Raw genomic sequence first — 21,609 nt, 5'->3', positions numbered from 1 at the left:
TCGCGTTCGCTCGCTCTCCTAAAGGGATCGCTAATATACGGAGGCGGCGATGCCATATACGTATCGGTGCAGGGATTATCCGGGGATGGAAGCGTGCCCGGCGAGCTTCACGGCAGAGAGCGCGTCAGAGGTAATGAAGCACGTCGAACTTCACGCTGAAGTCGCCCACGGCGAAGACCCGAAACAGTGGTCGCAGGCTGACCGGGAGCAACTCCAAAACCTGATTGTCGCCAGTTAGGTCCGCTTTCGCCGGAACTGCGAACGCTAACGTCATCAAGTGTCCTGGATGCTAGAGGCTCGTCCTTCACGTTTCTGGGGCTTTGGGCGACGCCTAGGTGGGACCAAAAAGATGCCGTTGAGGACGCGGCGGTCATTCACCTTGGAACGCCGCGCGGCTTGTGCGGCAGCATCGGCTTGATGGCGGCCCATTCGTGATCGTTGAGTTCGTAGCGCATTAAACAAGTTCCATCCGGGAGGCAAAGCTGTCGCTTATGGACTGCCCACTACTCCGAGACGCACAGGGAGGATCAGGGAATGACAGCCGATCTGAGGTTCCAGTTAATCCGCCGAACCGTGACGGAACTCGTCGCGAATGAGGGTGAAGTGGCAGGAAGGCTTGAGCGAGCGGAGCAGTTGTCCGCCGGGCACCCCGATATCCTTGCCGTCATTGAGCGCCTCCGACCGATGGTGCAGCTGCACTGCGATGAGCTCGCTGCCTACCTCAAGGAGTCCGGTCCGGCCGAGCCGAGTGGCGAGATAACGAGCCCTCTGTCCGTATTGCGGCAGTCCAACGCACTCGCCGAGGCACTGCGGGACCTATCCCTAGCGTTCCACAATTGCGCACTCGGCTACGAGATGCTGTTCGAGGTGGCGCTTCGGCTCTATGAGCCGCGTCTCAGAGAAATCGCGCCGAAGCATCTGAAGGCGCATGCCGACGCTGCACTATCCACGGCGCAGCTGTTGCCAGGGGTTGTGGCCCGGCAGCTCGCCCAGGACGGGCTTCACTGCGCATGTCTCTGCCCCATGTGCGGTCTCGGTGCCTGCGGCTGCGTGGACTATGGCACCCAAACACTGACCACCGCCTGGCGCGATGCGGCTGCATCTCGGCCTGGTCTTCCCTGGCCTTCTGAAGTCCCGACCGAGTCGGAGCCGCCCGCTTTCGTCCTCCAAACCCCCAAGCCGGATAGCCAGCTGGCGCGGGCCGGAGTGCTAGGGGGAGAACTAGTCCTCGCGGTTGATGGCCAAAAGGTGCGCGGCTTCTGGGACGTTCAGGTTGCGATCCGCAAGCACTCGCTCGGGGACGAGGTGGGTCTTCTGATCCAGCGCGGTTCGGAAACTCCGCGCGAGCTTAAGATCCGGCACTTAAGCGAGTATCCGAAGACATGAGAGGGTGCCACGAACATCGTCTCGTCTATGCGCTTCGCTCCGAAAGCGACTGCGGCGCGGCTCGCTCCGGCAGGCCGGCATTGCGGAGATTCTTGCAGAAGTGCTCAAGGTAAGCGGCATCACCATAGGGTGCGAGCTTCGGATCGGTCCATTTTTCCAGCGTGGCGCCGACATCGAGTTCGAGAGCGCGTTTCACCGATTTCTGGGCCTGCTGCTGGTTCCCGGCGGCAGCGAAGCTGGCGGCCTGATAGATGCGCATGATGGCGCTATCCAGCGCGCGCAGGCTGCTGAAGGTGGCGATGGCCTTGTCATATTGGCGAGCATCGAAATAGATCTGGCCCAGTTGGGAAGTATACCATTCATAGTGAAACGGATTGAGGCGCATGGCCTTTCGTGCGTGCTCGATGCCCTCTTCCGCCCTGCCCGCATAGCTCAGGCAAAGAGCGTAGTCGGTCGTCACGTCGGCGTCGTTGGGATTGCATTCGAGGGCCTTCCGGAAGGCCTCAAGTGCCACGCCATGATTCAATGTATACAAATGATAGTTGGCGAAAGCCCAATAGGACCAGGAATCGCCGTCGTCGCAGGCAATCGCCTCCACTGCCCATTGGCGGGCCAGTTCCATCGAAACATCATAGTCGTCGGCCCAGCCGCAACAGGCGTCGACCGTGTGACTCATTGCCATTTTGCTATAGGCCTTGGCGAATCTCGGATCACATTCGATTGCCCTGGTCAGATGTTCCCTGGCAAGGCTCTCTCCTTCCTTGGTGAAACGACAGGCATCAATGGCGCGCTGTAGATGGTCCAGGGCGACGAAACTCTCGAGTCCAGCGGACTTTCTTCGGCCACGCCAGGCCTTGCCGAGCCTGCCGCCATAGCCAGACGCAAGCGTGCCGATGATAGTCCCGGTGATTTCGTCCTGGACCGAGAAGATATCCGTCAGTTGCCGATCATAGGTCTCGGTCCAAAGCTGCCGGCTCTCGGCTCCGTCGACAAGTTGGACCGAGACGCGGATTCGATCCCCAGCTTTCTGAATACTTCCCTCCAGTATGTAGCGAACCGAAAGCTCACGCGCGGCCTCAGCCGATGTCACCGGCCGGTTCCGGTAGGCCAGGGTCGAAAACCTGTCGATGACGAACAACTCGTGAAAGCGCCCGAGACTGGCGACGATGTTGAGCGCCAATCCTTCGCAGAAAATATCCTGCGCCGCATCGGCGCTCAAATTGGCGAACGGAAGGACGGCGATGGACGGTTTGGTCGGCGGCGAACCCTCACCTGCAACACGGGCGGACGATGACGCCGCGACTGGCCTCGGTCCCGCATATTTGTAGCCGCGACCGTGCACCGTCATGATCATACCGGCATCGAGCGCCTTGCGCAGCGCCGAGACGTGGACCTGCAGCGTGTTCTCCTCCACCACCAGGCCGGGCCAAACCGCGTCGAAGAGTTCGGTCTTGCCGATCACCTCGTCCGGCCGCTCCAGCAACATGGCGAGGATGTCGAAGGATCGCGCCGAAAGCACTATCGGCCCCTTGGCGCCAAGCAGCTGCCGTTCAGCGCGTTTCAGGCGATATTTCCCAAACTCCAAGTCCATTTGCCAAGAACCGTTCCCTCGCGGGCTAGGATAACCCAAGACGATCCTGAAGGCGAACTCAGGGCTGTTCAGGACTCTTCAGGTCCGGGCCCAGGACCTGAACGGCAACCGGTGTCACTCTCACCGTCACAGGAGGACACCATGACCGACATCTCCACCACCGACCCGACCACCATCCGCCACCTCAACCCGGCACGGCTAAGCTTTCCGAGGCTCGAAATAGGCGCATCGCTTGCCGCCATTTCCAGTTTGGTGTGCGATGCACTGAGCATGGCCTACGTGGACCCCTACACCAGTCTCCGTCGCCAGCCGCAGGTCGTCCCGGACGATGATCTTGAGGGGCGGGATTCCAGTTGGTGAGCTGCTCGAGACGCAAGATAACCGGGACCAACTCCAACAGCTGATTGCGGCCAGTTTGGCCCGCTTCTGGTAGGGACCGCGAACGGTGGGCTTCGCCGTCAATATGACCGATCGGCTGGCTGATGCCATCAAGCTCTTAGTCATGGATGTTAGAGGCTCGTGCTTGACGTTTCTGGGGCTTCAAGCGACGCCTTCGGGATGAGACAATTTGCCTGCTGTTGCAACAGCCTCCTTGCAACGACACTGCAGGACTAAGTGCCCGATGCCACCAAGAGTGCACGTATCCTGGAGGTCTCGAAGGGCACTACCGGGAGGCCGTCTGAAAGCCAACCCTGCATGCCACCCTCGATGTCAGTAACATTGCCTAGACCAAGGCGCACCAGATTCGCAGCAGCAAAACTCGACTGATAGCCTTGGTTGCAGAGCACTAGAATGCGCTGCTTATAGTCGTCTTTGTTGATCATTTCGTGGCGCCACGGAGCGCTCGGATCGCAGCGCCACTCAAATTCGTTGCGGCTGATAATCGCCGCGTTGGGAATCTCGCCGTCGCGGGCTCGTTGCTCGAGGTAGCGGATGTCGACAAGCAGTGCGCCTTGCTGCATCTCCCCATAGGCCGCGGCCGGCGAGAGACGCGGTGTCAGCATCGCGCGAGCTTCACTGAGCATTTCATCAACTGTCATTTTCAGCCCCCCAGGGCGGTGGCTACATCGTCACCTCAACAGGCAGTCCCGCTGCTTTCCATTCCGGCAGTCCGTCTTCCAAGCGACGGGCCTGGAACCCATGTTTGCGAAGCGCCGCAACAGCTTCGAACGACATCACGCACCAAGGTCCGCGGCAGTAAGCAACGATTTCGCGATCCGGGTCGATTTCCGCGAGACGCGCTTGAAGATCGGCGAGCGGCACATTGATCGCTCCCGGCACGTGACCGAGCATGAACTCGTCCGGTGGGCGGACGTCGATCACGGTAACTTGCCCGTCGCGCATCCGAGCTGCCAAAGTCTCTCGGGTTACAGGCTCCATGCTGTCGCGCGTTTCGAAATACCCCTGCACGATACGGTCGACCTCGGCGAGGTGGCGCTCCGCGACGGAGCGGACGGACGCAAACAGCGACAGCACGGTGTCGTCTGTGAGCCGGTAGTTCACGAATTTCCCCTCGCGTTCGGCCTGGACCAGCCCAGCTCGCCGCAGGGTCTGCAGGTGTTGAGAGACGTTGGCGATTGGAAGCCCGACCTTGGTAGCCAGCAGGTCGACGCTGCGTGCGCCTTGCGCCAGATGTTCGATCAGCTCTAGCCGCTGAGGGTTTCCGAGAGCCTTCGCGATAATCGCGAATTGCTCATAGAGTGCCTGTTTCGGTTTGCGGATTGACATCAGCTTGAAGTCGACGTTAGATCATTCAATATAACTTTTGAATGACACGCATCTACCGACCTGTCAAGGTTCGGCGCATTTCGCTTGACCGTTGATGGCGGCCCATGAAGGACACATCCCCATGATCCTGCGCCAGTTTCTTCATTCCGACCCCGTCGCCGTATCCTACTTCTTTGGCTGCGGCGGCAAGGCATCAGCTGCGGTCGTTGATCCCGTTGGTGATGTTCAACCCTATCTTGATGCGGCCAAAGCCACCGGCATGCGCATCCTCTACGTCATCGACACGCATATTCATGCAGATCATGTCTCGTCCGGCCGCGCTCTCGCCCGGGCAGCCGTCGCGGAATACGTGCTGCATGAGAGTGCGGTTGCCGATTTCGAATTCCGACGGGTCACGGACGGTGAGGTCCTCGAACTTGGCAATGTGACCGCGCAGATCATGCATACGCCTGGCCACACGCCCGAGCACATTGCATTGCTGGTGACCGACCGCACACGCGCGGCCGAACCATGGTTCGTGCTGACCGGCCACACGCTGATGGTCGGCGATCTCGGACGAACCGAACTTGCAACCAGCGCCGAAGCAGGCGCGCGAACGCTGTTTTCCAGCGTGCGCCGTCTCAAGCAACTGCCTGATCATGTCGAGGTGCTGCCAGGCGCTTATTCCGGCTCCGTCTGCGGGCGCTCGCTCAGCGGCAAGCCGACATCGACGATTGGCTTCGAGAAGCGCTTTAACAAGGCGTTCCGCATCGACGACGAGGAGGCCTTCGTCGCAATGATGATCGCAGACATACCGCCTCAGCCGCCGGATGCGGCGCGCAACCGCGCCGCCAATGCCGGCTTGGCCGCCGCTGCGGCCTGACCGATGAGCGACGCATCGGTTTCGCAGTCAGCAGGCTCGGCCGTCAGGCTTGGGCTCAAGGAAAACTGGCGGCAGTTTGCTCTTCTGATGCTGGTGAATGCCTTTGTCGGCGGCATGGTTGGGATCGAGCGAACGGTGGTGCCGCTCATCGGGTCGGAAGAGTTCGGCATCAAGTCAACGACACTCGTCGTCTCTTTCATCGTCAGCTTCGGCGTGGTCAAGGCGCTTGCCAATCTCGTCTCGGGCCAGCTCGCCGATACCTGGGGGCGCAAGCGCGTTCTCGTCCTCGGCTGGCTTGTCGGCTTGCCGGTTCCGTTCATGATCATCTGGGCCCCAAGCTGGGGATGGGTGATTGCGGCCAATGCACTGCTCGGCGTCAACCAGGGACTCGCCTGGTCAATGACGGTGGTCATGAAGGTGGACCTCGTTGGCCCGAAGTCACGCGGCCTCGCCGTCGGACTCAATGAATTTGCCGGCTATCTCGCCGTCGGCGTGACGGCGTTCCTCACCGGCTATCTTGCTTCGCGATACGGTCTGCGACCGGTGCCCATCTATCTCGGGATCGGCTATGCCGTCGCCGGCACTGTGTTGTCGGTGCTGCTCATCCGCGACACGCGCGGCCACCTCCGGTTGGAAACATCCGCTCACGCACAGCAATCCGCGCCGATCAGCTTCCGGGAAGTTTTTGCGCTGACCTCGTTCCGGGATCGCAATCTGTTCGCGGCATCGCAAGCCGGCCTCGTCAACAACCTCAACGACGGCATGAGCTGGGGTATTTTCCCACTGTTCTTCGCGTCCTTCGGCCTCGGCGTCGAGCGCATCGGCATCCTGAAGGCGATCTATCCGGCGACCTGGGGGATCCTGCAGATCGTCACCGGCCCCTTGAGCGATCGGTGGGGTCGCAAGGGTTTGATCGTCGCCGGAATGTGGATCCAGGCCGGTGGCTTGTTCCTCACCGCGGCCACGAGCCGGTTCGAATGGTGGCTCGTCGGCAGTCTTCTTCTCGGCCTTGGAACAGCAATGGTCTATCCAAGTCTGATCGCCGCCGTTTCCGACGCTTCGCACCCCAGCTGGCGCGCCCGCTCGCTCAGCGTCTACCGGTTCTGGCGCGATCTCGGCTATGCGATCGGCGCGCTCTCCGCAGGTCTCATCGCCGATCGCTTTGGCCTCTCATGGGCGATCACCTCAATTGCCGCATTGACGTTTGTCTCTGGCGCGATTGTCGCCATCGTAATGCAGGAGGCTGCACCAGGTCCGCGCCCACCTTCCGTTTCCGGCAGATAGTCGATGGGTGGGTCGACCTGATATCCAATGGCTCTCATGGAACCGCTCACACTCATCCTTCGGTTCATTGGCGTAGCGCAACTGGCCATCATCGCTTGCCTGGCCGTTCGTGACCTGCGCCTCAGCCTTGTCGGCTACCTCGTTGCAGTGTTCTGTTTTGGGGTCGCCACGTATTTGATCTGCCCAGTCATTGCAGTCCACGGCGATCTCGGGCTTCTGGACGTTCTGATCTATTTCGGCTGTTTCGGGAATCCGGTCTTCTTCCTGCTCCTGTCGCAGTCGATCTTCGATGACCGGTTCCGCCTGAGACCAGCGCACGGCGCGTTGCTCGCTTTGGTAGAGATGCTCGGATTCTGGCGCTTGGCGGAGCTGATCTACGGACCTTGGAATTGGGGCTTCGACACGACAGCCGCGTCCCTGATTGCCCAGCAATTCGCCGCACTCGGCATCATCGTCTGGTCACTGGTCGCAGCCTACCGGGGGCGCAGGATCGACCTGGTTGAACCGCGTCGACGCTTTCGCGAAATATTCGTCGCGAGTTGCGGAAGCTACATGCTCGTCGTCGTTGCCTCTGAGATACAGCTCAATGGCCGCATGGCTACCGAGGGACTCGCGCTTATCAATGTGGCTGTTATCGTCGCGTTCGTGCTGGTCGCATCGTTTTGGATGCTGCGGTTCTCGGACAGGGTGTTTGCCATTGCAGCACCAGGACGCAAGCCGCCCTCGGAGGTCCGCGCGCCAGTGGATCAGAATCTCCTGAAATCCCTGGAGGCGTTTATGAGCGCAGGAGGTTTCAGGCAAACCGGGCTCACCATCGGCGGGCTTGCCGACCACCTGCAGGCAAAAGAGCAGGGCCTGCGACGCATGATCAACGGCGAGCTGGGATTTCGAAATTTCAACGCGTTCCTGAACAGCTACCGGATACGCGAGGCCAGTGAACTGTTGGCAGCCAGTGGAGCTGGCCGCCTTCCGATCCTCACGATTGCCATGGACCTTGGCTACGGCTCGATTGGCCCTTTCAATCGAGCCTTCAAGGACGCGACCGGCAAAACGCCCTCCGAGTATCGGGCGTCTTTTCTTCTGACCCAGAATAGCGAAGCGACGCCTCAGCGGTAGAGTTGGAAAACCGCGCCGATTCCGGAATCGGCGCTATTTTGTAAGAGTTCGGCGAGACACCGCCCGACACGCGCCCACTTATGCTCCCGCACTGAGGATCAATCTGCTCAGTTGATGGGAGCTGCACTATGAAGCCTGACTTTATCGCCCGCCAGGGAAGACGTCCCAGTGGCCTGCTCGGCCACATCGTGGCGCGCATCATGGCGATGGAGACGAGGGTGGAAAACGATCGGGCGCTCGAGCTGCTTGAGTTGCGCGCCGACGACGATGTCTTCGAGATCGGCTTCGGCCACGGCGTCACCCTCTACCGAGCGGCTCAAATGGCTCGCAACGGGCATCTAGCGGGCGCCGATTTCTCGGAGGGGATGGTCAAGATCGCAAGAGATCGCAATCACCGATCCATCGAGGAAGGTCGTATGGATCTCAGACTTGCGGACATCGCGTGTCTGCCGTTTGGCGATGAGACCTTCGACAAGGTCTATAGCGTCCATACGATCTATTTCTGGTCGAGCTTGGAGCAGCCTTTAAGGGAAGTGCTGCGCCTGCTTCGCCCTACCGGACGCTTTGTCCTCGGCTTTCGGCCGCATGAGGATTCGAATGCCGTCGCTTCCTTTCCGGCGTCGATCTACCGATTCCGGACTGTTGCCGAAGTGCAAGCCGCACTTCAGCTCAGTGGCTTTGTAGTGGTCAAGACCGTTACCTCACCGCTGCAATCGCGCCTCATGACGTGGGTTGTGGCAGAAAGGCCGGCTTACGGAGAGGCCGGTGTTTCGAGATCAGGGCCAACTATCCGACCACTCAATGATGGGGATGCTCACATTGATCATGATCCGCCAGCACCTCGATGACCCGGCATTCGCCGACTTTTCCGTGTCGGCAGCCTTCGATCATGAGTTCCAGTTCGGCCTTCAAAGCCGTGAGGCTGCGTATCCGCTGAACCATGTCGGCCAGCCGCGCCTGGGCAATGCTGTCGGCGGTGGCGCAGGGCTGGCTGGGGTTGTCCTGCAACGTCAGAAGGGTGCGGATGGCTTCGATATCGAACCCCAGCTCGCGTGCATGGCGGATAAAGGCCAGCCGGCGCAAATCGCTCGTCTCATAGTGCCGGCGATTGCCTTCGCTGCGGTTCGGCGCAGGCAACAGGCCGATCTGCTCATAGTAGCGAATGGTCGGCACTTTCACCCCGCTTTGTCGTGCCGCTTCGCCAATTGGGATCATTTTTTGCTTGCTCCTCTAGTCGCTAGAGAATGTAGCGTCGCGCTGAAATGGTTCAAGGAGTGAGACGATGGCTGCAACCGCCGCACAAACCCGTTATCGCGTCGAAGGCATGGATTGTGCCGGCTGCGCGACGAAAATCGATAGCGCCGTGCGGCGCATGCATGGCGTCGAGGATGTGAGCGTCTCGGTCACAGCCGGCACCATGACCGTTAGGCACACTGCAGAAAGCAATCTCGCCGCGATCGAGAAAAAGGTGACAGGCCTCGGCTATTTAGTGGCTCAGCTCCAAAGCGAAGCCGGACAGAATGCCAAGCAGGCGGGCCATGGCGCCAACGAGGGTCATGACCACGCCGGCCACGACCAAGCCGGCACAGCCAAAGATAATCATGACGACGACATGGAGGACCTGCACGGCCACGACCACACGCCGCCCTCTGGGCCATGGTGGAACAGTGCCAAAGGGCGTCTGACAATCGCCAGCGGCGCTGCATTAGCCGCGGCATTTGCGGCTCACACGATTTGGCCGGCCACCGGCCTATGGGTTTTCATTGGCGCCATGCTGATCGGTCTGATGCCGATTGCACGGCGGGCGGTGATGGCCGCGCTCGCCGGCATCCCCTTCACCATCGAAATGCTGATGACTATCGCGGCCACCGGTGCCGTCATCATCGGCGCCGGGGAGGAAGCAGCCACAGTGGTCTTCCTGTTCCTGGTCGGCGAGTTGCTGGAAGGAGTAGCTGCCGGCAAGGCGCGCTCCAGCATCCAGGCGCTGACCACGCTGGTGCCCAAGATGGCCTTGCTGGAAGAGGATGGCGCAACGCGGGAAGTTCCGGCCGTCACCCTCCGGGTCGGCGCCGTAATTCTGGTGCGGCCCGGCGATCGCATTCCAGCCGATGGCAAGATTATCGAGGGCGAAAGCGCCATTGATGAATCGCCGGTGTCGGGAGAAAGCGTGCCGATGCGGAAGGGTGTCGACGCCAACGTATTCGCCGGCACTATCAATGGCGACGGCGTGTTGCGCATCACCGTGACGGCATCGGCGTCCGACAACACCATCGCCCGCATCGTCAAGCTGGTCGAGGAGGCGAAGGAAAGCAAGGCGCCAACGGAACGCTTCATAGACCGTTTCTCACGCTGGTATACGCCCGCCGTCGTCGCCGTGGGGGCTCTGGTCGCAGTCGTTCCGCCGCTGGCCTTCGGTGGCGACTGGAACGAATGGATCTACAAGGGCCTCGCGCTGTTGCTCATAGGCTGTCCCTGCGCGCTAGTCATCTCGGTGCCGGCGGCCATCGCGGCTTCGCTTTCGGCCGGCGCCAGGCGCGGTCTGCTGATGAAAGGCGGCGCGGTTCTGGAAGGTCTCGGCAAGATCACCGCCGTGGCCCTCGACAAGACTGGAACGCTGACCGAGCGCAGGCCCAAGGTAACGGATGTCGTGGCGATCGCCGTCAGCGAAAAAGAGGTGCTGTCGCTTGCTGCCGCGCTGGAAACCGGGTCAAGCCATCCGCTGGCCCTGGCCATCCTGCGAAAGGCCAGGGCTGACCGCGTGCCGGTGCCGCCGGCAGCGGAAGCCAAGGCGCTCGGCGGCAAGGGCGTCGTCGGGCGCGTCGGCGGCAAGAGCGTATTTCTGGGTTCTCCGACCGCCGCTGGTGAAAAGGCCCCCCTGCCGGCCGACCAGTCGGCACGGATCGCGGCACTCAATGATGAAGGCCAGTCAGTGTCAGTTCTGCTCATTGATGGTGCCCTGGCCGGGTTCATCGCCATGCGCGACGAACCCCGGCCGGACGCGCTGGCCGGCCTCAAGGCCTTGAGCGATGCCGGTATCAAGACGCTCATGCTGACCGGCGACAACCAGCGCACGGCGGGCGCCATCGGCAAGCAACTCGGCATCGAGGTGCGTGCCGAACTGTTGCCGGAGGACAAGCAGCGCATTGTCGGTGAGTTGAAAGGCCAGGGGCTCATCGTCGCCAAGGTCGGCGACGGTATCAACGACGCGCCTGCACTTGCGGCTGCCGATATCGGCATTGCGATGGGCGGAGGCACCGATGTCGCCCTGGAGACGGCGGATGCGGCTGTGTTGCATGGCCGCGTCGGAGACGTCGCCTCGATGATAAAGCTGTCTCAAGCGACCATGGCTAACATCAAGCAGAACATCACCATGGCTCTGGGGCTGAAGGCGGTGTTTCTGGTGACCACCATGGCCGGCATAACCGGTCTGTGGCCGGCCATTCTGGCCGACACCGGCGCGACGGTCCTGGTGACAGCCAACGCCATGCGGCTGTTGCGCTGGAAAGGCGGGGCGTAGAACTCCGGCGCTTCGCTTCCGGCCCTTCATATTGCTACGACCCGTTTGACGAGAGTGCGGTGTGACCCGCACCGTCGCTCTTTGTCCACTGGTTAGCTTTACTGGGACGACAACATCGCCCCACGCCCTCCGGACTTTCCATTTGCATCAGCAGGAATTATTGCGCGCTGCCACCGCAAGTATCATAGATTTTAACATGTGCCGGTGCGGCAATCGGGGATAAGAATGGCGCGACGCCACCTCGGCGCGACGATGATTTGCGGCCCTTTTTCTTTACGCTTTTTGCCCCCCGAACGAACGCACATGAGTCTCCCACTGGCTGGGCCAATCCACCAGCATGCACAGGAAATCTCCGCCAGTGAGACACGCGAAATGCGTTGTGGAAGCGTATTGTTTTATCGGCCAGTCGGGGGCGATTTCGTGGCACGAGTCCACGCTCCCACCTCGTAGCGACCGACTACGACGCTTCCGTTGGTGGTGGCCTCGTCGCGTATCCGATCCTGCAGGCTTTCGGGTTGGAGGTCCAAGGCGTCGATAACACCGGTCTGTTCCATAACTGGTGCCATGGTCACGGCGAGATCGGCAATGAGGTCGATGCCGCTCAGTCTGTCGGAGCCACCACCGGCCAGGGCGCTGACCGCCATCGTCGGTGCAGGCAGACCGGCCTTGATGAAGGCCGCATGAAGACCGAGGCCCATGTAGGGATTCGTGCCCACCTTGTGGAACGTCTCCACGATGCATCGGAAACAGCGGTCGTATGTCGGCGCCGGTGGAAAAGAGCCGGCCCCCGTCCAGTCCACCTCGTGGAAGACGATGACGCCGCCAGGTCTCAAATGCTTGACGATCTCCCTCAGCATCGCAACGGGATCAGGCGAGAACATCAGCACATACCGGCCGACGATCGCATCGAATAGCGTATCAAACGTCAATTTCGCCGGATCCCCTTCGACGAAGCCGACATTGCTCAGCGACTGCGCCTTCGCCCGCCCGGTCGCAGCGGCAACCGCCATTGGCGATCGGTCGGTTCCGACAACCTCCCCAGTTGGTCCGACCAACCCCGCGGCTAGAAACGCGACGTCGCCGGCACCGCTGCCGACGTCCAGCACGCGCATGCCCTGGCCAATCCCGGCGTGTTGCAAATAACTTCGTGTGAACGGGTCAACCAACGCCGCTTGCGTCGCCAGCCTCTTCAACTCCCGATCAGTGTGGCCGAGTTCATATTCGTAGCGGCGTTTTGTGTCGGTCGGCTGATGTTCCATAGCTCGCCTCCAGGATCAAAGATCATTCCGTAAAACGCACGATCAACCGCCAGTTGTTCGTCGACGCGCCCTTTTCAACAATCCGACGGTCGCCTGCGAGTAATCGGGAGTTGGTCACGTCCCCAGGAACTCGATGAGATGTCGCTAAGGGGCGGCACCCGCTGCGTAGAGATGCAAGGCGCGGAAGACTGCCGTGTGGCCAGGGGTCGCAATACTGAACTTGATGCCCAACTCGTGCATCCGCCCGGACAGCCAGGCGACCTCGATTGGCTTGCCCCTTTCGAGGTCGTTGGCCATCGACGATTTTATGTGCGGGGGGAATGCGGTCCATCTGGTCGTGACGCGCCCTTCGAACCCCTCGGCCATCGGATGGCCAGCCGCCGCCGCGACCGCCATCCCCTCGTCGCGCAGTTGCTCGATGAAGATACGTGCCTCGGGGTCGTCGAGGATCGGACCGATCCCGGAGCGCATGAGCGACGTCCCTCCGGAAAAAGCCGCGAGCGTCACGAACTTCTCCCACAGCACATCGTCGATGTCCGCAACCGGCTTCAGCTCCAGCCCCAGAGCACGATCGCAGAGCGCCTGAAGGTCCTTGATGAGAGGCTCGCGGTGCCCGCCGACGAGGATGTGAGGCAGCCCGCCAGCATGAACCACTTCTCCCGGCTGTTTGATGAATGCCGACAAGTAGGTGGCTCCGCCAATCACCTGGTCGCCAGGAACATGACGGCCGATCGTCTCGACGCTGTCGATGCCATTTTGCAACGTCACGATACGCGTATTCCTGCTGATGAGCGGTCCCAGCGCTGCGGCGGCCTTCTCACTGTCGTAAAGCTTGACCGCAAAAATCACGAGATCGACGGGACCGATGTCGGCCGGCGCGTCGCTGGCGGACACCCTGGGGAGAAAGACGTTGCCGAGATCGCTTTGAATTCGCAGGCCGCCCTGGCGCATTGCCTGCAAATGGGCACCGCGAGCAATGAAGCTGACGTCGCCCCCGGCCTCGGCGAGCCTTGCGCCGAGATAGCCGCCGATGCCGCCCGCTCCTATCATTGCGATCCGCATGCCGTCCCCTCGACGCCAGCTGCCGCCATTAGCCGCGCGAAGATGGAATGGCATTCGCCGGCCCGACCAACATTAGCATTTCCTTGAATACAAGGCCAGCCGACAGGGTTGACGGTAGTGGGTCAGTTTGAAATTTCGAGGCTGATTCCGGCTGCGAGCCGTTCCGCGACAAGAGCCTGGAGTCGCCACAGGGATCGGTCGTGAATGCCCAGTTCCTCCAGCCGAAAAACCGTCTCTCTTAGATACTCTGCGCTAGAGCCCCAATGCCCTGCTGCCGTCGCAAGAATATCGGCGGCCGCATCCAGGGACACCTGGCCAGAATAATGTGGACTCTGTCGGTTTACGACGAAACCGAGCGCCCGGATCGGACCGTCGACAGTCTCAGCCGTCATCCAACGGGGCACATTTACCGATGGTTTGATCATCAATTCACGCCGAAACAAGGTGTCCAAGCTTGCCGCGACCTGTTCGGCAGGAAGCCTGAAAATCATACCCTTGCAGCTACCGCCCCGATCAAGAGCAAGCATCAATCCGGGCTTGTCTCGCGTCCCTCGAAACCGCGCTACCCGAAAGCAGAACGCCCGGTGCCACCCTTGAACGGTGGCCATCCGACTTTCGACGAACTCACATGCAGGTTTCCAGAGCAGGGAGCCGTAGCCAAAGAGCCAAATGTCACCCTCTGGCGTGTTCGTCAGGACGTTTTGTATTGCGATGACATAATCGTCATCGGTCATGTAGACCGCGCCTGGAGTAGGCCCCGCATCCTCAACCAAGCGAGCGGCCCGAGCGACAAGCTCCGCTGTGAGCGCCATCTGCCGAACGACTCTAGGCACAACAGACCGCCCCGAAAGGTTCTCTAAGCGGAGATGCGCTTCTTTTAGCACTCGCGCTTTGCCCGGTCGGATCGCGCCGACGCTTGGGGTGTTTCGTCATGCCCGGAGTATGCCACTCTTGCCGAGGACTTCAAACGCCCCTCAAGAGCGCAAAATTTCAAACTGAGACACCACCGGGTAGACGTCCGAGGGCAAGCCGATCGCGACGAGCCCTCGCCTACCTTACTGCCCGCCACGCCGCGATCATGGCGTCGGCGGCAATTTCGCCCTGCCTGTCGTCGGTTGACCAGGAAATCACCGACACCCGCATGACCTGGCGGCCGTGCCATTTGGCGCCGCCGGCAAAACAGATGCCGTCGGCCTGCAGTCGGGCAATCGTCTGCAGCGTCAGCCGGTCGGCCTCCTCGTCCGGGCGGTCGGCGCCGAAACGCACGACGAACTGATTCAGCACCACGTCGTTGGGCACGGCAATGGCGTTGTCGGCGCGCAGCCTTTCCGCCATCGCTTCCGCCACTTTGCAATGGCGAGCGACCATCGCGGCAATGCCGTCGCGGCCGAGATGCTTGATCATCGCCCAGGTGGCGAAGCCGCGCGCCCGTCGTGACAGTTCGGGCACGTAATGGCTCGGGTCGCGCTCGTCCTCGAAAGTTGGCGGCAGATAGCTAGCCGCGATCGTCATGGCACGGCGATGGGCCTGTTCGTCGCGCACGATGGCGTAGCCGCAATCATAGGGTGTCTGCAGCCATTTGTGGCCGTCGCATGCCCATGAGTCTGCGGCATCCGCGCCCTCGGCCAGATGGCTGCGTTCGGGGCAGGCACGCGCCCAGAGACCAAAGGCACCGTCGACATGCACCCAGGCACCGATCCGCCGGGCGATGGGAACGATGCCAGCAAAATCGTCGAAGACGCCGGTGTTGATCTGCCCCGCCTGCAGGATAACGATGCAGGGGCCGGAGACCTGAGCGGCGGCCACGGCAAAATCGGCCACCGCAATGCGACCATTGTCGTCTGTGTTCACACGCCGGACGCGGTCGTGGCCAAGACCGAGGAACTGCAGTGCAGAGAAAACCGTGGCATGGGCGTCGTCGCCAATCAGCACCGTGATCGGCGGCGCGCCGAACAGGCCTTGCGCCTCGACATCCCAGCCGGCCTGCCGCAGGACCGCGCCGCGCGCCGATGCCAGGCAGACGAAATTGGCCATGGTCGCGCCGGTGACGAAGCCGATGGAGCTTTCGCGCGGCAGGTCGAGCAACTCGAGCAGCCAGCCGCCGGCGATTGTCTCGACGGCCGAGGCCGACGGCGTGGCGTGGTGATTGCCGGTGTTCTGGCCCCAGGTGCTGGTCAGCCAGTCGGCACAAACGCCGACCGAATGCGAATTGCCGCAAACCCAGGCGAAGAAGCGCGGACCTGTCATCCTGTGCAGGCCGGGCTCAGCCTTCGCGGCAAGCTCGTCAACCACACCGAGCCCAGCGCTGCCTCGTTCGGGAAGTGGCTCGCGGAAACTGTCCAACGCCTGCCGATACGACATCAGCGGCCTCTGCGGCCCGGAGGCAATGGCGTCGCGAAAACGCGTGGCGTGATCGGCTGCCCGCTGGAAGAGTTCGCTTGTGGAAGCCTCGCCCAGACCGGCATCCTCCGTTGCGGAAGGCCGCTGGCTCTCCAAGGCATGCAGCATCGGGTCGAGGATCAGCGCGTCCAGTGTCATGACGATATCTCCTATAGCCAGTCGATCCCGTATTTGCGCGACGCCGCCGCGTAGGCCTCGGGCATCGCGGCACCCCTCGCCTCGGCGGCGGATAGCTCACGGAAGAAGCCTTCGAAGCCGGCCGGTGAGGTCATGGTGAGAAACCGGCCGATGCGCGGCACGACGCGCCTATGCGCATGCGGCACACCTCGCGGCGCGAACATCATTCCGCCTGGCCCGACGCGGAATTCCTGGTCACCGCAGTGAAAGACATGCTCGCCCGCGATGACGTAGAAGAGCTCGTCCTCGTTGGCGTGCTTGTGCAAGGGCGTGTCGAGCGGATCGATCTCCTCGACGATCGAGAAGGCGCCGCCCGTGGTGTCGGCTGCGGCCTTGACTAGGAAATCGGCACCGCTGAAGCGCAACTTCTCGCCCTGATCGACATCGAGCTTGTAGGCGGATGATCTTGCCATGCCGCTTGTCCCCTCCTCCGTTTCGAGTGAGACACCGCACAATTCACCCGAAAAAGGTTGCTCCGCCAGCCAGCGCTCGCCGAGGTGCCGGACGAGCCCTAGGCCCGGTTCGCGGCCGATCAGCCAACTCATCAGAGTGCGTCGCACCCCGCCACCCGATTCCTGCATGGATACCCCCCACGGAACCCTAGTGACGCCAGTATCGTGCTTGGGCTCTGATGAATCCAATGATATCAATTCATCACCATGCTGAATGAAATCGACCTATCCCGCGCCGATCTCAATTTGCTGAAACTGTTCGAGGTGGTGCTCCAGGAGCGCCATGTCGGGCGGGCCGGCGACCGTCTCCAGCTGTCTCCCTCGGCGATCAGCCACGGCCTGCGCCGGCTGCGCAAGTTACTCGACGATCCGCTCTTCCTGAAGACGCCGAAGGGCGTCGTGCCTACGCCGCGCGCGCTGGAGGTGGCCGAGCCTATCGCCAATATTTTGGCGCAGATCCGGCGAGTGGTTGTGGCGGTCGAGCCGTTCCGTCCGGAGACGTCGAACCGGCGCTTCACCATCAGCGCCGCCGACGCGCTTTCGGCAGTGTTCCTGCCGCCACTTGTCGAGAAGCTGGCCACAGCCGCGCCCAATATCGACCTCACGGTGCTGCAAATGCTGCCCTATCGCAAAGGCGGGCCTATCGAACGGACCTGGCGGCCGGTTCTTGCGGAAATCGACGCCGGCCTGGTGGATATCGCCGTGGCGCCTCTGGACGACGTGCCGGCGCGCTTCACCCTGCGCGCTATGCTCAAGGAACGTTTCGTGATCGTGATGCACGCCGGTCATCCCTTTGCCGAGCAACCGACGCTGGAACGCTACTGCACTATGCGCCATTTGGTGGTGTCGTTCACCGGCGAGAGGAAGGGGCCGATCGACGAAACTCTGGAAGCCTGCGGCCTAGCGAGACGTGTGGTGCTGACGGTGCCCAATTACACCATGGCGCTGGCAGCGGTCGCCGAGTCCGACCTCATCGCCGCCGTGCCGGCCGTGCTGGCGGCGAGGCAGGGTCCGCGCCTCGGCCTGGTCAGCGTCGACCTTCCGCTCCATACTGGCCACGTCCCGATCTCCGTTATCGCCCAGAAAGCGGTGATGACAGATGCCGGCCTGACATGGATGTTCGAGCAGGTTTGCGAGGCGGTGCAAACGCACTACGCCGCCCCCCCGTCCCAACTGCCTGACTAGGATCTTGCCTGAGAGGGGCAACTACGCGTCAGATAAACGCGCCATTCGGATCAAAGACCTGGGGGACAAATGAACAACGCCTCAAATTCCGAACTAATTACATCAGCTGGGCACAAGCTCAGCGCCGGCCGACATCTTGACGTCCATTACCTTGCGCTGAAGGACGAGTATGATGCCACCCTTCGTGCTGCCGGCATCCGACCCGGCTGGTCAGTGCTGGACGCGGGTGCAGGGAATGGTGTCTTCCTGCCTTTGATGGCGGATCTGCTGGGTGCCGACGGACATATCGAGGCTCTGGATCTGGCGGAGGAAAATGTCGAAGCAATCGAAAGCTTGATTGCAAGCCAACAGTTTGCCTGTCCGATAAGCACCAGAATCGGCGACATGACTTCGCTGCCGTATGAGACCGGCACGTTCGATGCGGTCTGGAGCGCGAACTCCACCCAGTATCTGAGTGACGAACAACTCACCCGGGCAATCGAGGAGTTCCGCCGCGTCGTAAGACCCGGCGGGCTTGTTGCCGTGAAGGAGGTCGATATCTCGGTTTGGCAGTATCAGCCCCAAGACCCCAAACTGATGTGGCGCCTACTCGATGCGCTATCCGATGATACACAGATCTCCGGCGCCATGAGGGGAACTCGCTTGTCAGCCTGGTTTCGCGCGGCGGGCCTTGAGAACGTTTCCGCCATCACAACGCTTGCCGAACGTCGCCAACCATTGCGGTCTGTGGAGCGCGAATACATCGGCAACAATCTCGCATTCTTATCCGGCCTGGCCCGAACGCGCGACCTGCCAGAAGCCGATCTTCGGCAATGGCAAGCTGTCGGAGAAGAACCGGAGCGCCTGATTTCCGACCCCGACTTCTGCTATCGCGAAATGTGGGTCCTCAGCTTGGCAGGAGCTCGCGTTGATCTGGCTGTTTGGGCCGACATCTGGATTGTCACGCGACGACTACCGCAGTTTCGATATCTGAAGCGCTCCGTGTAATCAGGCGTCGCGTCAACAAATCGCGCGTCGGCGACAATAGTCTAGAGGAACTGATTGTAGAAAGCGCCGCAGCCAGAAAGCTTGCCCTCTTGTTGGACAACCACAATTAGTGCGCGGGCTTGCCGGCGCATTTTATAGCCTAAGAACAGCCACAGGGACGCGCCAGGACGCGCGCGCGCTTCCCTGCAGGAGGACAGCAGCCGGCCGAAGCGCGCTGGTGAGGCTCGGCACGGAACGACAACAACTAACGCGCGGTGACCCTGCCCCACAATGGATCATTTGCCGCTGGCACCAGATTTGCAGTGTCAGAAGCGCCGGGTGTTGGGCCCGGCAATTGGGGCGGTTGGGGCCTCGCCGCTTCGCGAATGGAGCGGCGAGGTTTTTCATTCAGCAAGCGGCCCGGCAAGCGAGCGAGTAGGTTGTTGGCCATGTTAAGACTAGGGGGACATGAACCTCTTTTTGATCGCGCTTGCCGTCGCCCGTAACTGGTATTCCGGCTACCATGATCCGGTAACCGGCTATGAATGCTGCGACGGCAAGAAGGATTGTAGGGTCATCAGCCCGCGCTATGTCGAGCGGCTGGTCGGTTCGGGCCCGACCCACCGGCAATAATGACCTTATTCCGAAGCTGAAATGTGCCAAGTGTGGCGGCAAGAGAGTAGGGTCGATCTATACCCAGGACCCCAGCCCGACCGGTGCACCGAGCGGCAATAGACGGTCGCCACACAGCGTTTGCCCAGTATCCACAGGCGACGGGCCGATCGGTAAAATTGTCCGGGTTCCGTTAAGGTCTTCCGCATTAGCGCCGGCTCATGGTCTCGATGTTGCCTAGCAACGAAGCCCGCTGCCGCCCCAACAGCCCACCCGCCCAGGCAGCGGGCTTTTTCCCTTCGCATTTTCAAACGGCTTATGTTTCGGGGTTTGCAACAAGCGAACACGCGACCAGCAGAAGCAGGGCAAGGCCCGCCGCGAAAAGCCGCCAAATGGCTTGTGCGCCAGGCCGCGCGAGACGCGGGCCTTCCTAATTCTCCGCGTGGCTGAAGACGACAGCGCCGTCGTCCTTGCGAACTTCAACGGACACAATCCCATCGTCGCCCTTTCGGGTCTGGAACATGGAGATTGCATAGTCTTTCGCGACCTTCTCGGCGTCGAAAGTCACCTTGTCGATGATGCCCTGTCTTCCATACCAGATGACAGTGTAGGCCATTGTGGCTCCCCTACATTCCGCCGAAGCATATAGGCGTCCGGCTTGTCACGCCACTTTGGCACCGGCCGCCGCCAGGCGGGCAGCTTGCGTCCACAGGAAAGCGCGAGGAAGCGCAAGGCGTTTGTGGCCAGTCGAAAGACACATCCATCGGTCCGGGTCGAGGCGGTTGGGGTGCGGTGTTTCGGCCGCCGGGCCTAGCCGACATGAGATCATCAGAATCCATTGTCTCGCCATTCCTTGTCTTGGCATGCCTGCCGAGCGCCTGCCGCGAGGTTTACGGCCGGCGAAGACCCAGCATAAGGGTGGTCAACGTTGCGCTCGCGCACGCCACCGCTATCAGCGCGACAACGCCGGGAGGGCTGGACGTTTTCTTTGCGCGAAATGGAACATCTCTTGCAGGCAAAGCACTATGAACCAGCGCGTCCAGATCGGACCTGCTGCCGTGCCGAACGGAATAGGCGCGCGTGAACTCGGCGCCGAAAAGAAAGATTTCCGATGAGTAGTAAACCCAGAGAAGTATGACGAGCAGTCCACCAGCGGCACCATATGAGGACGCAATCGCACTGGTGCCGATATACCACCCAATGAGTGATTTTCCGAGCGTGAACAGGGCAGCGGTCACAACAGCACCAATCCCTACATCCCGCCATTCGAGCCTTCGATCGGGCAAAACTTTGTAAATGGATGCGAACATCAGGGAGATGAGGGCAAAGGAAACGACGGCATTGATCATGCTGAGGATGATCGTGCCGAACGGCAGATGGGCGTTGATGAGATTACCCAGCGCCGAAATCGCAGCACTCGCTATGAGAGAGACCAGCAAGAGGAAACCTAGCGAAGCCACCAACCCCAGACTAGCGGCACGTGCCCGCACCAGACGCGACAAGGAATTGCCCTGCGGTTCGACCCTCCAAATCGTGTTCAGCGACTGCTGCATTTCGCCAAACACGCCTGACGCAGCCACCAACAAGGTGAATAGCCCGATCACGGCGGCCCAGGTTCCGTATAGCTTGCTAGATGCGCTCTCCAGCGCAGTCTGCAGGAGATCGGCGCTTTCTGGCCCCATCAGCCCGGAGATCTGGGCAGACAAAGCCAATTGCGCGGCATCATGACCGAAAACGAGACCTGCGATAGCGACCACAATCAGCACGATCGGCGCCAGCGACGTGGCAGCATAAAAAGCCATCGCAGCGCCATGACCAAGAGCATTGTCGTTGATGAAGCCGACTACGCTTTCTCGCACCAAGTCCCATAGATTTGTGATTGAGGGTCGCACTTTGTCTCCGCAGGCAGTGAGTTGAAACGGCGTCCATTAGCAATGCGCCAGAACTTCCGATGTTCCGGTTGGGGGCCACCTCCAAGTCACGGGCTCAAACCCCTTTAAGGCTCTAGTGCC

Annotated in this window: 22 protein-coding genes and 1 pseudogene; 11 read left to right on the top strand and 12 right to left on the bottom strand. The window is 61.2% G+C overall.

The annotated features are described in order from the left end of the window. Nucleotides 1–49: 49 nt before the first annotated feature. A complete protein-coding gene (locus AC1DXM_RS15640; RefSeq protein WP_436248594.1) occupies nucleotides 50–238 on the top strand; it encodes a DUF1059 domain-containing protein in 189 nt (62 codons plus the stop codon). 110 nt (nucleotides 239–348) lie between these two features. On the opposite strand, the pseudogene AC1DXM_RS15635 reads toward AC1DXM_RS15640, so the two are convergent. Next, nucleotides 349–455 (bottom strand): annotated as a pseudogene (locus AC1DXM_RS15635) (IS5/IS1182 family transposase); the annotation flags it as partial. Between the two features lie 79 nt (nucleotides 456–534). On the opposite strand from AC1DXM_RS15635, the gene AC1DXM_RS15630 reads away from it, so the two are divergent. After that, complete coding sequence (locus tag AC1DXM_RS15630; protein WP_477233949.1) at nucleotides 535–1,386, top strand: hypothetical protein; 852 nt, start codon at nucleotides 535–537, stop codon at nucleotides 1,384–1,386. Between the two features lie 25 nt (nucleotides 1,387–1,411). Here the strand turns inward: AC1DXM_RS15630 and AC1DXM_RS15625 are convergent, their stop codons facing one another. After that, entirely contained in the window at nucleotides 1,412–2,977 is a 1,566-nt protein-coding gene (locus tag AC1DXM_RS15625) for a winged helix-turn-helix domain-containing tetratricopeptide repeat protein (protein ID WP_477233947.1), read from the bottom strand. 141 nt (nucleotides 2,978–3,118) lie between these two features. Between AC1DXM_RS15625 and AC1DXM_RS15620 the strand changes: the two genes are divergently transcribed. Beyond that, nucleotides 3,119–3,337: a hypothetical protein gene (locus tag AC1DXM_RS15620; RefSeq protein ID WP_477233945.1), complete on the top strand. Its 219-nt coding sequence runs from the start codon at nucleotides 3,119–3,121 to the stop codon at nucleotides 3,335–3,337. Nucleotides 3,338–3,588: 251 nt separating this feature from the next. On the opposite strand, the gene AC1DXM_RS15615 is transcribed toward AC1DXM_RS15620, so the two are convergent. Then, the gene (locus tag AC1DXM_RS15615) at nucleotides 3,589–4,017 is read right to left on the bottom strand and encodes a rhodanese-like domain-containing protein (RefSeq protein WP_477233943.1); all 429 of its coding nucleotides are present in this window, start codon (nucleotides 4,015–4,017) and stop codon (nucleotides 3,589–3,591) included. A 22-nt stretch (nucleotides 4,018–4,039) separates the two neighbouring features. Then, nucleotides 4,040–4,705: an ArsR/SmtB family transcription factor gene (locus tag AC1DXM_RS15610; protein WP_477233941.1), complete on the bottom strand. Its 666-nt coding sequence runs from the start codon at nucleotides 4,703–4,705 to the stop codon at nucleotides 4,040–4,042. A 121-nt stretch (nucleotides 4,706–4,826) separates the two neighbouring features. On the opposite strand from AC1DXM_RS15610, the gene AC1DXM_RS15605 reads away from it, so the two are divergent. The 4 genes from AC1DXM_RS15605 (at nucleotide 4,827) to AC1DXM_RS15590 (ending at nucleotide 8,815) form a co-directional block, all read left to right on the top strand. Then, nucleotides 4,827–5,567: an MBL fold metallo-hydrolase gene (locus tag AC1DXM_RS15605; protein ID WP_477233939.1), complete on the top strand. Its 741-nt coding sequence runs from the start codon at nucleotides 4,827–4,829 to the stop codon at nucleotides 5,565–5,567. A 3-nt stretch (nucleotides 5,568–5,570) separates the two neighbouring features. Further along, nucleotides 5,571–6,851 (top strand): MFS transporter, encoded by a 1,281-nt coding sequence (locus tag AC1DXM_RS15600; RefSeq protein ID WP_477233937.1) that lies wholly within the window; start codon nucleotides 5,571–5,573, stop codon nucleotides 6,849–6,851. A 27-nt stretch (nucleotides 6,852–6,878) separates the two neighbouring features. Beyond that, on the top strand, nucleotides 6,879–7,967 hold the full coding sequence (locus tag AC1DXM_RS15595; protein WP_477233935.1) for an AraC family transcriptional regulator: 1,089 nt from the start codon (nucleotides 6,879–6,881) through the stop codon (nucleotides 7,965–7,967). A 128-nt stretch (nucleotides 7,968–8,095) separates the two neighbouring features. Beyond that, nucleotides 8,096–8,815, top strand: coding sequence for a class I SAM-dependent methyltransferase (locus tag AC1DXM_RS15590; protein ID WP_477233933.1), 720 nt, complete (start codon nucleotides 8,096–8,098; stop codon nucleotides 8,813–8,815). Here the strand turns inward: AC1DXM_RS15590 and AC1DXM_RS15585 are convergent. Then, nucleotides 8,766–9,182 carry a MerR family transcriptional regulator gene (locus tag AC1DXM_RS15585; RefSeq protein WP_477233931.1) on the bottom strand — a complete coding sequence of 139 codons (417 nt, stop codon included), beginning with the start codon at nucleotides 9,180–9,182 and terminating at the stop codon, nucleotides 8,766–8,768. The two genes, AC1DXM_RS15590 and AC1DXM_RS15585, sit on opposite strands and share 50 nt — an antisense overlap. Nucleotides 9,183–9,249: 67 nt before the next feature. On the opposite strand from AC1DXM_RS15585, the gene AC1DXM_RS15580 reads away from it, so the two are divergent. Then, entirely contained in the window at nucleotides 9,250–11,484 is a 2,235-nt protein-coding gene (locus tag AC1DXM_RS15580) for a heavy metal translocating P-type ATPase (protein WP_477233929.1), read from the top strand. A gap of 395 nt (nucleotides 11,485–11,879) precedes the next feature. On the opposite strand, the gene AC1DXM_RS15575 is transcribed toward AC1DXM_RS15580, so the two are convergent. The 5 genes from AC1DXM_RS15575 to AC1DXM_RS15555 all read right to left on the bottom strand — a co-directional run bounded on the left by AC1DXM_RS15575 (nucleotide 11,880) and on the right by AC1DXM_RS15555 (nucleotide 16,795). Then, nucleotides 11,880–12,743, bottom strand: a complete 864-nt coding sequence (locus tag AC1DXM_RS15575) for a class I SAM-dependent methyltransferase (protein WP_477233927.1) — start codon at nucleotides 12,741–12,743, stop codon at nucleotides 11,880–11,882. A gap of 144 nt (nucleotides 12,744–12,887) precedes the next feature. Continuing rightward, nucleotides 12,888–13,805, bottom strand: coding sequence for a ketopantoate reductase family protein (locus AC1DXM_RS15570; protein WP_477233925.1), 918 nt, complete (start codon nucleotides 13,803–13,805; stop codon nucleotides 12,888–12,890). Between the two features lie 122 nt (nucleotides 13,806–13,927). Further along, nucleotides 13,928–14,539 carry a gamma-glutamylcyclotransferase gene (locus AC1DXM_RS15565; protein ID WP_477233923.1) on the bottom strand — a complete coding sequence of 204 codons (612 nt, stop codon included), beginning with the start codon at nucleotides 14,537–14,539 and terminating at the stop codon, nucleotides 13,928–13,930. A gap of 316 nt (nucleotides 14,540–14,855) precedes the next feature. After that, nucleotides 14,856–16,313 (bottom strand): pyridoxal phosphate-dependent decarboxylase family protein, encoded by a 1,458-nt coding sequence (locus tag AC1DXM_RS15560; protein ID WP_477234365.1) that lies wholly within the window; start codon nucleotides 16,311–16,313, stop codon nucleotides 14,856–14,858. 41 nt (nucleotides 16,314–16,354) lie between these two features. Next, entirely contained in the window at nucleotides 16,355–16,795 is a 441-nt protein-coding gene (locus tag AC1DXM_RS15555; protein WP_477233921.1) for a cupin domain-containing protein, read from the bottom strand. Between the two features lie 246 nt (nucleotides 16,796–17,041). Here AC1DXM_RS15555 and AC1DXM_RS15550 point away from each other — a divergent pair, with 246 nt between their 5' ends. The 3 genes from AC1DXM_RS15550 to AC1DXM_RS15540 all read left to right on the top strand — a co-directional run bounded on the left by AC1DXM_RS15550 (nucleotide 17,042) and on the right by AC1DXM_RS15540 (nucleotide 19,618). Next, nucleotides 17,042–18,019 (top strand): LysR family transcriptional regulator, encoded by a 978-nt coding sequence (locus AC1DXM_RS15550; protein WP_477233919.1) that lies wholly within the window; start codon nucleotides 17,042–17,044, stop codon nucleotides 18,017–18,019. A 69-nt stretch (nucleotides 18,020–18,088) separates the two neighbouring features. Continuing rightward, a complete protein-coding gene (locus AC1DXM_RS15545) occupies nucleotides 18,089–19,006 on the top strand; it encodes a methyltransferase domain-containing protein (protein ID WP_477233917.1) in 918 nt (305 codons plus the stop codon). A 447-nt stretch (nucleotides 19,007–19,453) separates the two neighbouring features. Continuing rightward, nucleotides 19,454–19,618 carry a hypothetical protein gene (locus AC1DXM_RS15540; protein ID WP_477233916.1) on the top strand — a complete coding sequence of 55 codons (165 nt, stop codon included), beginning with the start codon at nucleotides 19,454–19,456 and terminating at the stop codon, nucleotides 19,616–19,618. A 409-nt stretch (nucleotides 19,619–20,027) separates the two neighbouring features. Here AC1DXM_RS15540 and AC1DXM_RS15535 read toward each other — a convergent pair whose 3' ends face one another. Together AC1DXM_RS15535 and AC1DXM_RS15530 are read right to left on the bottom strand one after the other, a co-directional pair. Further along, on the bottom strand, nucleotides 20,028–20,213 hold the full coding sequence (locus tag AC1DXM_RS15535) for a hypothetical protein (protein WP_477233914.1): 186 nt from the start codon (nucleotides 20,211–20,213) through the stop codon (nucleotides 20,028–20,030). Between the two features lie 274 nt (nucleotides 20,214–20,487). After that, on the bottom strand, nucleotides 20,488–21,489 hold the full coding sequence (locus AC1DXM_RS15530; RefSeq protein WP_477233912.1) for a YihY/virulence factor BrkB family protein: 1,002 nt from the start codon (nucleotides 21,487–21,489) through the stop codon (nucleotides 20,488–20,490). Nucleotides 21,490–21,609: the final 120 nt, after the last annotated feature.

Source organism: Mesorhizobium sp. P3_A2 (assembly GCF_056403115.1).
The sequence above is the reverse complement of the archived record's forward strand: the minus strand, read 5'-3'. Positions and strand labels throughout refer to the sequence as shown.